Source organism: Microcystis sp. LE19-8.1F, assembly GCF_027531715.1.
Classification (GTDB): domain Bacteria; phylum Cyanobacteriota; class Cyanobacteriia; order Cyanobacteriales; family Microcystaceae; genus Microcystis; species Microcystis wesenbergii_A.
The window spans coordinates 67883-78630 of record NZ_JAPZSO010000025.1 but is presented as its reverse complement, the minus strand read 5'-3'; the positions used below and the strand labels follow the sequence as shown (position 1 = coordinate 78630).

The 10748-nt window shown below is 42.2% G+C and carries 8 protein-coding genes and 1 pseudogene; 4 read left to right on the top strand and 5 right to left on the bottom strand.

Annotation, left to right across the window (positions count from 1 at the left end):
- Positions 1-304: 304 nt before the first annotated feature.
- Both O9334_RS03345 and O9334_RS03340 read right to left on the bottom strand, forming a co-directional pair.
- Positions 305-724, bottom strand: coding sequence for a HEPN domain-containing protein (locus O9334_RS03345; RefSeq protein ID WP_353737878.1), 420 nt, complete (start codon positions 722-724; stop codon positions 305-307).
- A 336-nt stretch (positions 725-1060) separates the two neighbouring features.
- A complete protein-coding gene (locus tag O9334_RS03340) occupies positions 1061-1291 on the bottom strand; it encodes a hypothetical protein (RefSeq protein WP_045361383.1) in 231 nt (76 codons plus the stop codon).
- Between the two features lie 1045 nt (positions 1292-2336).
- Here O9334_RS03340 and O9334_RS03335 point away from each other — a divergent pair.
- The 4 genes and pseudogenes from O9334_RS03335 (at position 2337) to O9334_RS03320 (ending at position 7465) form a co-directional block, all read left to right on the top strand.
- Positions 2337-3599, top strand: a pseudogene (locus tag O9334_RS03335) (RNA-guided endonuclease TnpB family protein).
- 50 nt (positions 3600-3649) lie between these two features.
- Entirely contained in the window at positions 3650-5038 is a 1389-nt protein-coding gene (locus O9334_RS03330) for an aspartate aminotransferase family protein (protein ID WP_287999334.1), read from the top strand.
- Positions 5039-5043: 5 nt separating this feature from the next.
- On the top strand, positions 5044-6144 hold the full coding sequence (locus O9334_RS03325) for a sulfotransferase family protein (RefSeq protein ID WP_287999331.1): 1101 nt from the start codon (positions 5044-5046) through the stop codon (positions 6142-6144).
- A gap of 325 nt (positions 6145-6469) precedes the next feature.
- The gene (locus O9334_RS03320; protein ID WP_287999328.1) at positions 6470-7465 is read left to right on the top strand and encodes a lysylphosphatidylglycerol synthase transmembrane domain-containing protein; all 996 of its coding nucleotides are present in this window, start codon (positions 6470-6472) and stop codon (positions 7463-7465) included.
- A 21-nt stretch (positions 7466-7486) separates the two neighbouring features.
- On the opposite strand, the gene kaiC is transcribed toward O9334_RS03320, so the two are convergent.
- The 3 genes from kaiC to O9334_RS03305 all read right to left on the bottom strand — a co-directional run bounded on the left by kaiC (position 7487) and on the right by O9334_RS03305 (position 10543).
- The gene (gene kaiC / locus O9334_RS03315; RefSeq protein WP_045361377.1) at positions 7487-9049 is read right to left on the bottom strand and encodes a circadian clock protein KaiC; all 1563 of its coding nucleotides are present in this window, start codon (positions 9047-9049) and stop codon (positions 7487-7489) included.
- A 193-nt stretch (positions 9050-9242) separates the two neighbouring features.
- Positions 9243-9557 (bottom strand): circadian clock protein KaiB, encoded by a 315-nt coding sequence (gene kaiB / locus O9334_RS03310; protein ID WP_002733742.1) that lies wholly within the window; start codon positions 9555-9557, stop codon positions 9243-9245.
- A 56-nt stretch (positions 9558-9613) separates the two neighbouring features.
- Positions 9614-10543, bottom strand: coding sequence for a circadian clock protein KaiA (locus O9334_RS03305; RefSeq protein ID WP_045361375.1), 930 nt, complete (start codon positions 10541-10543; stop codon positions 9614-9616).
- Between the last annotated feature and the right edge of the window lie 205 nt (positions 10544-10748).

Below are 10748 nucleotides of genomic sequence, written 5' to 3'. Positions count from 1 at the left end.
CATCTTAACCTAAGTTGTCAATTTTAACTATATAGCAGTTATCTTATTGGTGAGGTGGGAAGTTTTACTTACCCAATCAGGTTACACTTCCTCTTGATGAGAAAAGCTATATTCACCTTCACTCATCAACAAATAAGAGGTGAGCTATTTTCTTATCTTAATTATACTTATCCTCTCCAAGCCATTCATTTTGGTTCCACCTTCTATTTTTAATAATAGCTTTAATGGTGTCGGTTGAAACTTCGATTTCTATCAGTAAACAAGTTTGTAATATTAAAGTTACGGTACACCATAGATCCTAGAGTTATTGATTTTTTAGTTTTATTTTCTTGTCTGGGTTAGTTAAATTATTTCTAATCTCAGTTACTCGCTTAATAAATTTATCTTTTAAATCTTGATCTTGGTTTATTCTAGAGAATAAACTATCATCTTGTGAGTTGAAAGTATCAGCAAAGCTTTGTTTAGTAGCGTCATTGTTTTCAATGAATAAATAGGAAATATTATCTATAATATTTCTCAGTCTATCCTTTAGATTCATCTCAACCTTAAACAAGTATTTAACTTGGCTATCTAAAAACGTTTTGAAATCTTCTTGGATAGGATAATTTTGAATAACTTCGCAAAGTTGTTGAGCAATGCCATTTTGACAACTATCTTGAGACATATATTCGATATTATGTTTTATTTTTTTAGTTTGTTTATGATAGATATCCAACGCTTGCACAATATTCAGAAATTTATATTCCAGATATAATTTTGGAGTATAAATATTTATTAATAGTTCCTGAAAAATAGTTTTAAATTTCTCTCGGTTGTCTATCCAGTTTTGGGAATTTTTTCAAAATCATCTTTAATATCATCATAAGTTAACAGCATTTTTTACCAAGAGATATGATCGAAATTCTCTGAAAATTTTCTTTCATTCCATATAATCTCAATCGTATTTATTTGATCTGGGCATTGGCTATCAGTTTTATCATGTCTAGCGTGAACTGAAACAATTTGATTAGAAGAATAAGTAGCAAAGCTAAGAAAATCACGAAATTGGATATAGCACTTTTCACGTTACTGAGGTATCGACAAGTTTTGCCAGCAAGGGGCTTAAGCGCCTTGCCCATGCCTCATTCTGATGAAAACTGCTATAGATTTCTACAGTATTATCTAACCAGCCTATTTCTAAAGCTAAAGCTAGATATACTTTTAACGCAGAACCATCGATTTCTGACAGCTTCTCCTTGAGAGGCTTGATATAGAGTTTGATAAAACGACGTTGCTGGCGCAGTTTAGACATCGCAAACACCTTAACAGCTTTCGAGATACAGCACTTTCAGGCTCGCCCGCTCGCTTGTCGAAGTTGAACCCCCCCCTTACTGCAGGGTCTGACAACGGTTCCCGCGTTGCCTTAACGATCAAGGCGCCGCTTTAGTATTATATACCGTGTTTTCAAGGTAAAAATTACCGCTATTAAAATTCGCTACAACCCCTGCGCTGTATATTTTTGAAAAATAGATACTCAAATGAATGTCTTTGTCTAAATTTTAATATTTTAATAAACGGGGTCATGGAGCCGATTGGTGCTACGCACAGGTTGGCTGAAAGACCAAAACGCTTGGAGAGCTATCCACAAGTGGACAACTAGATAACAAGTGATATTCTAGTAGGTTCGGATAGGACCTAATCGTGTAAGACGTGAGTAGGGGAAACCAGAAAGCGCAGTGATGAGCTTCGAGAATCCCTCGCATGAGCGCTTCGGGGATTGTCAACTAGAGCGATCCGGCTTTTCTCGACTTTGTGTGATCATCAGTGCTTATCATTCGTAGGAGTCTTGCTAGACAAGGCTTTGAAGACTATATTTCTGGAAAATTATCCCTATTCTTCTTACTTCCACACAGAAACGAGAAGAGCCAAAAATCTTTAGCCGAAAGAGTTCATAGCTGTGAGAAATTTAGTTATTCTTGCGATAGAGATGTAGCCGCCGCTCAGGTTATGCTTAATTATGCAAGGGGTTGGGAACGAGCCTATGCGGGATGCAGAGTCGGTGAGCTTCTACCTTGTGCGGAAGCATGAGGCAAATAGAGGCAAAGAAGCGTCAGAAACCCCCCACTCACTGCTGAGTGGGGGGTAGTTTATCTCAAATGTCGGGGTGAAGACCCTCGCTTGAGTGCGACGGGATGAAACCCCGACCAATATAAAACAGCACTTCGACACATTTCGACACATTTCGACACGCTCAATGTAAAGGCTCAATGTCAAGGCTCAGTGACACGAAGCACGATTAAATCCTTGACAGTTTAGCCTTGCATAGTTTACCATAGTAGTATAGTTTGATAAGTAAGATGTTAAAAGCGTTTAAGTACAGAATTTATCCGACAAGTGAGCAATCAGTTTTGCTCGCCAAGTCGTTTAGCTGTGCTAGATGGTTTGACAATTACGCCCTAAATTTGACATCTGAAACTTACAAGCAAACTGGAAAAGGATTAAGCAGAAACGAAATAATTAAGCTGCTGCCTTCCCTAAAAAAAGAGTATGAGTGGTTAAGCGAAGTACCATCGCAGGTATTACAGCAAGCCGCTTTAAATCTTTCTAGTGCTTTCCTTAACTTTTTTGAAGGTAGAGCTAAATATCCTAACTTCAAGAAAAAGCAAAATAGGCAGTCAATTAGATTCCCTCAACACTGTAAGTTAAAAAATAATGTTCTGGTATTGCCTAAAATTGGTAAAGTCTATTGCCAAGTTTCACGGCCACCAGAGGGAAACTTAAAGTCTGTTACGGTTTCAGTTAATCCATCAGGAGAATATTTTGTATCTTGTCTCTATGATGATGGCAAGGATTTACCCCAGAAATCAACGTCTCGACTTCGCGGTTCGGCTGAGATCACCGTCGAAGCCTGAGCTCACGGCCGAAGCCTGAGCGAAGCCGAAGGGTCATCAGAAGGAAAAGCTATCGGGATAGACGTTGGACTAACCCATTTTGCTATTACATCAGATGGGACTAAACAGGGGAATCCTAAATACTATCGTAAGTACGAACAAAGATTAGCGAGGAGACAAAAGAAACTTAGTCGCAAGCAAAAAGGCTCTAACAACCGCAATAAAGCTAGAGTTAAAGTTGCTAAAGTTCACTCTAAAATTGTTCGTTGTCGTGAAGATTTCCTCCACAAACTAAGTCGTAAATTAGTTGACGAAAACCCAGTCATAGTGGTAGAAAATCTGGCAGTCAAAAACATGGTCAAAAACCATAAACTAGCCAAATCAATTAGTGATGCTGGTTGGGGTCAATTCTGTACCATGTTAAAATACAAGGCTGAATGGGAAGGAAAAATCTATATAGAAGTAGATAGATTCTTTCCTAGTTCTAAGACTTGTAGTAACTGTTTAAATCGTGTTGATAGTTTGAGTTTAGATATTCGTAGTTGGCAATGTCCTAAGTGTGGAGAAACCCACGATAGAGACATTAATGCCGCTAAGAATATTCGGGATGAAGGTTTACGAATTTTGGCGGTAGGGCATACCGCTACTGCTTCTGGAGGGAGAGTAAGACCAAGTAAAGGCACTGCTTTTACAAGGCATCTCCCCGTGAATGAAGAATCCCTCGCATGAGTGCGATGGGAGTGTCAAAATTAGTTTTTCAGTCATCAAATCTGGAATTTATGAGCATTTTAGAACTGATAGAAAAAAGACTAGAAGAAAACTTTGCCCTCCACGAACAATACCTAAACCCCCAGATGGTTAGGGTACTAAAAACGATCGGCTACGATCGCCACTACGTTAAAGCCGAAGGTCCCTACCTATTCGACAATCAGGGGGAAAAGTATCTGGACTTACTGAGTGGTTTTGGTGTTTTCGCTCTCGGACGCAATCACCCCAAGATCGTGCAAGCTTTACAGGAGGTATTGACGGCAGCATTACCCAATTTAGTCCAATTGGATGCTTCTATCCTAGCGGGATTGCTGGCCGAACGGTTAGCAGCGATCGCACCGAATGGATTAGAACGAGTTTTCTTTGCTAATTCCGGCACAGAAACCGTCGAGGCTGCCATTAAATTTAGCCGCTACGCCACCGGACGCAGCCAAATTGTTTACTGTCAGGGGGGCTACCACGGGTTAACCATGGGTTCCCTTTCCGCCACGGGCGATCTCCATTATCGTGAGGGATTTGGGCCTTTTGTCGCCGATTTTAAGGAAATTCCCTTCGGCGATCTGGCCGCACTCGAAAAAGCTCTAATTAACCAAGACGTAGCGGCTTTTATTACCGAACCGATCCAAGGTCACGGGGTGAGAATTCCTGAACCGAACTATCTCCCGGCGGCGGCTGCCCTTTGTCGTCGTTACGGCACTCTTTTTGTGGCCGATGAAGTGCAGACCGGTTTAGGCCGGACTGGCAAAATTTGGGCTGTGGAACATTGGGGGGTAGAACCGGACATTTTATGTGTTGCCAAGGCTCTTTCGGGCGGTTTTGTGCCAGTGGGAGCGGTTCTCTGTCGTCGCTGGATCTTCGATCGAGTATTTGATCGCATGGATCGTTCTGTGGTTCACGGTAGCACTTTTGGTAAAAATAATCTGGCCATGGCCGCCGGTATTGCCACTTTACAGGTGATTGAAGAGGAAAAATTAGTCGAGCGATCGGCCGTAATCGGTCAACAAATTATCGCAGAACTACGGCCCCTCGTAGATCAGTACGAATGTTTGCAGGAAGTGCGGGGATTGGGGATGATGATCGCCTTGGAATTTGCCGAGCCGAGCAGTTGGTCACTAAAAGCCGCCTGGAAAATGCTAGAAACCGCCAATAAAGGGCTATTTTCCCAGTTAATCGTCGTTCCCCTCTTTACGCGCCATCAAATCCTCTCCCAGGTTTCCGGCCACGGCATGAATATCATCAAGTTTATCCCCCCCCTCACCCTCTCCGATGAGGATTGCCGTTGGCTTGTCACCGCCGTTAAAGATGTGGTGGCTGATGCTCACCGCATACCCGGGGCCGCTTGGGAATTCGGCAAAACCTTGGCCAGCCAAGCTATCCGCCAAAAAACCGCTAAAAAATAGTTAATATGTCCAGTTTGTTTCATCCCCTCTGCGGTAGTAACCTTAGCACTCTCCTTCGTTTATTTTTGACCAATGGCGGCATCGATCGCCCCAATTTGGCCCCAGCAACCCTGGCGCTGGCAGTTACCCTGGCGCGACTGCCTTTTTCTACCCTAGAACGGATTTTGATGACAGGGTTTTATGAGCGCCGCGTGCAGGTAAAAGCACCCATTTTTATTGTCGGCTATTGGCGCAGCGGCACGACCCATCTCCACAATTTACTCGGTCAATCGGAGCATTTTGGCTATATTTCGCCCCTAGCGGTGGGATTACCCTGGGATATACTCGGCATCGTCCGCTTATTTCAACCGCTGCTAGAATTAGCTCTACCAAGCGATCGCCATGTGGATAACGTCGCTGTTACTCCCGATTCACCCCAAGAAGACTCGATCGCCCTGGCCAGCATGATCCCCCTTTCCTACTACCATGGTTTATACTTTCCCCAACGTTTTCAGTACCATTTCGATCGAGGAGTTTTTTTTCAAGGCTGCAGCGACAGGGAAATCGCCACTTGGCAGCGTTGGCATACTCATCTATTAAAAAAAGTTTCTATCCACCAAAGAGGCAAACAATTACTAATCAAAAACCCCGTTTATACGGCACACATCGCCAAATTGCGAGCTATCTGGCCCGATGCTAAATTTATTCATATCTACCGCAATCCCTATCTAGTTTTTCCCTCAACCCGCCACTTTTTTACCCGCATCCTACCGGAACTAGCACTACAATCCTACGATAATTTATCCACGGATGAAATCGAGCAGACAATTCTGAAAAGTTATCCCCCAATGCTTAATTCTCTCCTGCGAGATAGCGCCGATTTACCCGCCGATAGTTTTGTAGAAATTCGTTTTGAAGATTTAGAAAAAGACCCCCTAGCACAAATCGAGAAAATCTACGATCAACTGCAACTTCCCGACTTAAACATATCTATGCCTCGCTTTGAGAAATATATCGCCAGTCTGCAAGGATATAAAAAAAATAATTATCCCCCAGATGCAAAAGCGATCGAGTTAGTCGAATCTCATTGGCTCCCATTTATTCAACGTTGGAATTATTTTCAGTGATCAGCTTTTTCAGTTACCAGTTATCAGTTATCAGTTATCAGTTATCAGTCATAAGTAGGTAGGCGTTAAAAATTATCAGACACCCTCCTTATCAAGGGTAGGGTTGATTCATGAATCAACCCTACCTTATCAAGAGGGGCAGGGGGGATCGAACCTAAAATCCATTTTTAATTTAATTATAACCAGCTACTTAAGTCATAATTCCCGCTCTTTTATATCTTTTAAACAGGATTTAGTATAACTACTTCTTACCTATTACCTATTACCTATTACCTATTGCATGAGTGCCTATCCTAACCAATAAATTAATTTTACACGACTACTTATGAAATATATTAAATTTATCTTTCTGGGTTTAGGTTTTGTTTTACTAGGGGTAATTTTACGTCAAATAAATCTGCAAGAAGTTTGGCAACAAATCACCCTAGTCGGTTGGTGGGGAATGACATTAGTGATTATTTTTTATTTCCTAGAATTCCTCACCGATGTTTTTACTTGGCAACTAACTTTTAAGAGTATTCCTATCCAACCTCGATGGACAATTCGGCTATTATTAATTTACATGGTAGGGGCAGCCTTTAATCGCGTGACTCCCTTCGCTTCTTTGGGAGGAGAAGGTTTTAAAGCAGTGATGTTGAAAACTCACTATCAGATTAGCTATAAAGAAACCAGTGCCTCGATTATTCTGACCAAGACATTAAATACTGCTTCCCTTGTCTTCTTTGCAATTATCGGTTTTTTGCTGCTCCTAGCTTCCCCAAAATTCTCCAATTCTTTTAAAACTTTTACCGGATTAAGTCTTGCTATATTCTCCAGTTGTATCCTGATATTTTTCTTGATTCAGCGATTCCGTTTATCCTCCCGAATAGTTAATCGATTAGGTCATTCTTTTTTAGGCGATCGCCTAGCTAAACCTTTAGAAAATCTTCGCAGTGTCGATGATCGTTTAGGGGAATTTTACCGGAATCTGCCCCTATTTAGAAATGGCTTGATCGTCGGTTTTCTCAATTGGCCCCTCGGAGTTTTAGAAATCTATGTTTTAATGCAGTTTCTCCAACATCCGCTCAGTTTTGCCGATGCTTGGTTATTTGATTCTGTTGCCCAATTGGTGCGCGCTGGAACCTTTTTTATTCCCGCTAATATCGGTACTTTAGAAGGTTCTTTAGTGCTGCTGGGTGCTTCCTTAACCGGTAGTCTAGAATTAGGTTTAGCGATTTCTCTAATTCGCCGGGTTAAAGATATTCTCTGGATTATATTAGGTTTATTGATCTGGTGGTTATTTTCCCTAAGACCAACTTTACCCGATCGCTCTTCAAAATAATCTCCATCAGTCAACTGCCGATTATTCATCCTGTAATTTTTCGCGCACATTGCGAACAATCCGCGATAATTCAGTCTTTTCATCGACGCTAATTTTAGTTGGGGAACCACTAATAATCCGCTCGTAATTGCGGAAAGAATCCTTGATATCCGCCCCATCCTGACTGATAGTATATTCACGAATCCCTTTATCGTGCCAAGAACCGCGCATCTTAAAGACGTTAATCGCTCGCGACATTTCGCCGCGAATTTCCACATATTGCAACATTAAAATCGTGTCGGTAATCGTAGAAATATGGGATTCGGTGATCGAGTGCGCTCCCATAAATTGGTCGGTGGTATTGGTGAAAAACCCCGTAATTTCCTCCTGTTTGGCGTATCCTGTCACCCCGATTACAAATTGCCGAAAAGCATTATTTGTCACCCCGCGCGCGAGCGCCGATAGAGAATCGATGGCAATACGAGAGGGTTTAAATTCCGAGATTTCCGACTTAATCATCTGTAAATGGTCTTCTAATCCCGCCGATTCGGGGTAAGAACACAATAATTTTAATAATCCCTTGCGTTCCATCTCCTCAAAATCGATCCCCCAAGAAGAAGCATTTCGGGACAATTGGGCGCGAGATTCTTCATAAGCGAACAAAATCGCCCGCTCACCGCGCCGACAGCCTTCTTCCAGAAATTTACTGACTAAGAGAGTTTTACCCGTACCGGTTGCTCCTGTGGCCAAAATAATCGAATCCTTGAAAAAACCGCCCCCACACATATCATCAAGGGTTTTTACTCCCGAAGAAATGCGGACATTAGAAGATCGCTGAGTTAAACGCATCGCACCGAGGGGGAAGATATTAATGCCATCATTGGTGATAGTAAAGGGATATTCCCCCTTCATGTGGGTTGTTCCCCGTAATTTGAGGATTTCTGCGGTTCGGCGTCGCCTTTCTCCCTCTAGCACGTTCCGCATAATTACCACATTATCAGAGACAAATTCCTCTACACCAAAACGGGCCACCGCTCCGTATTCTTCGATACGTTCCGTGGTCATAATTGAAGTCACTTCTAATAATTTTAACCGGGCCACGAGCCGAAAAATTTCTCGCCGTACCACTGACACCGCTTCGTACTGCTGAAAAACAGCAGTTACAGAGTCAATTGATACCAGTTTGGCTTTATATTTGGTAATTGCGTATTGAATGCGCTCGATTAGGGCCGAAAGATCAAAACTACCCACCACCTCTTGACCTTCCGGATCCGGGGAAGCATCGAGAATAAATAATTTACCCTGGTCAATTAATTCTTCTAAATCCCAACCAAAACTATAGGCATTTTGGATAATATCGGTGGGAGATTCTTCAAAAGTAACAAACAGGCCCGGATAGTCAAAATACTTGATCCCGTGGTAGAGAAATTGCACAGCAAGCAGGGTTTTTCCCGTGCCAGAAGTGCCACTAACTAAGGTAGTTCGCCCCATGGGTAAACCACCGTGAGTGATCTCATCAAAACCTTCAATTAGGGTTCTAATTTTGCGAACACCTTTCGGTTTAATCGGTGGATTCAATTGGCTATTAGAGTTAGATTGAGTCATTATTTATCCAGCGAATATTTAAAGAGTAGGATTTTTATCTAATTTTTCCACAGAAACATATCAGGCCTGACTAGACACTTTACACCATCTTGATGTCCATTGACTCTTGACTTTCCCATAGACGTACTAGATTACGCACCGAGCATTTCTCCTTCAATAAATATAACCCGTCTAATCACCTATTGCCGAAGGCCTAGCTATCATTTTCTCGTTCACGAATTTCCTCGTACAGTAAGTCTAAACCGATCAGAACCTTCTCTCGATCGGACAAATCACCGATAATTTTCCGCACCGGGGGAGGGAGGACTTTCGCGAGGGTAGGAGTAGCGAGAATCTTGTCTTCCTCCGCTAGTTGCGGGTTTTTCAGTACGTCAATCACCTTGAGCGCATACACTCCCTGAAATTCCTCTTCTAGGATATTTTTCAGGGTTTTCAAGGCGCGCACGGAGTTGGGGGTATTCCCGGCGACGTACAGTTTTAAAACATAGGTTTTTTTAAAGACGCTCATAGGTTAGGATCACAGGGGCTGAGGATATGAGTTCATTGCTATTTGTCTGGGATATTTTAGTCTATTCCCAATAATAAATCATAAGGGATATCCTCGCGAGGTATGGAACGACGGTACATTTCCCCCAAGTGAGCAAGGATATCAATGAGAGCGAGACGATAATCTAGGAGAATTTCCTCACTTCTGCCTTCTAATTTTAATTGTTGGGAAAATTCATCCATTAACTCTATATGAATTTCCAGAATTTGCGACACTGAGAGATCGGTAAAAAAGACATTATTAACCAACTCATCGATCGCTTGATTAATCGGATAATCCTGTAGGAAGTAATTTAAAATAATCTCCCGATAATCTGCTCTTACTTCCCGCAGTAATTCTTTTTTTTCCTCCGGGGCAAGATTGCGATAAAATAGCTGCGGGTTGCGTTTGTAGTAAACACCTAAATAGCCGAGTCTTTCTTTTAATTTTTCTGCTAAACGGCGCTGTTGTAGGAGGAGAAAACTGTGATTATTTGCCACGGGATTCGGTTGGTTAACAATCGTAGTACGCTCGGAAAAAGAGCAATTAGGAGCTAAATGGAGAAATCTAGCGATCGCTTGGTCGATGACGGAGGTGATGCTGTCTAATTCCTTGACGGTAATTTGTAATTCGGCACTATGATAGAGACAGGTGGGAGAGTCATTCGTCTCGGCAGTGATGTTCTTGTCAGCGACAATGATCACTACTGGCAGTAAAATCCCCCCTTCGTAGAGTTGATTAAAAGTCGGCTGTAGGGAAGGATGAAAGACCACCAGCAAACAATCGATTTTTTCCTTCTGTGCCTCGATATTAGCCAGTAATTCGCTAGAAGACGACCCTAGGGTTAGATTATAGCGTTCATTAGCCAATAAAGCCGTCAAAGAATTAACCAGCCCCGGGGGTGAACTCACTCCCGTCAAGGGTGAGTCCGTTGGGACAAAAGCATAAATAGTCAGTCTCGGAGGCAACGTTTTCTCACCCGCAAGGTAGATAGAAAATAACAAACAATTAGGTTAGGCTTTCTCTGTTGAGAAGACAACCCTCTCGCCATCAGCTAAGGGAAGTTAAAGTTAACTTTGCTTTTTGGCAGTGGGTATTGTAGTTAATTGTAATCAATGGAGAGGTCGTCTAGATGAGCGAGCGTCATAATCAAGGTAGATTCAAGTTCTAGGA

Excerpts from the sequence above, each read along its gene's own strand:
- O9334_RS03340 (WP_045361383.1), bottom strand. The coding sequence starts at position 1,291 with ATGTCTAAACTGCGCCAGCAACGTCGTTTTATCAAACTCTATATCAAG.
- O9334_RS03330 (WP_287999334.1), top strand. The coding sequence starts at position 3,650 with ATGAGCATTTTAGAACTGATAGAAAAAAGACTAGAAGAAAACTTTGCC.
- O9334_RS03325 (WP_287999331.1), top strand. The coding sequence starts at position 5,044 with ATGTCCAGTTTGTTTCATCCCCTCTGCGGTAGTAACCTTAGCACTCTC.
- O9334_RS03320 (WP_287999328.1), top strand. The coding sequence starts at position 6,470 with ATGAAATATATTAAATTTATCTTTCTGGGTTTAGGTTTTGTTTTACTA.
- kaiC (WP_045361377.1), bottom strand. The coding sequence starts at position 9,049 with ATGACTCAATCTAACTCTAATAGCCAATTGAATCCACCGATTAAACCG.
- kaiB (WP_002733742.1), bottom strand. The coding sequence starts at position 9,557 with ATGAGCGTCTTTAAAAAAACCTATGTTTTAAAACTGTACGTCGCCGGG.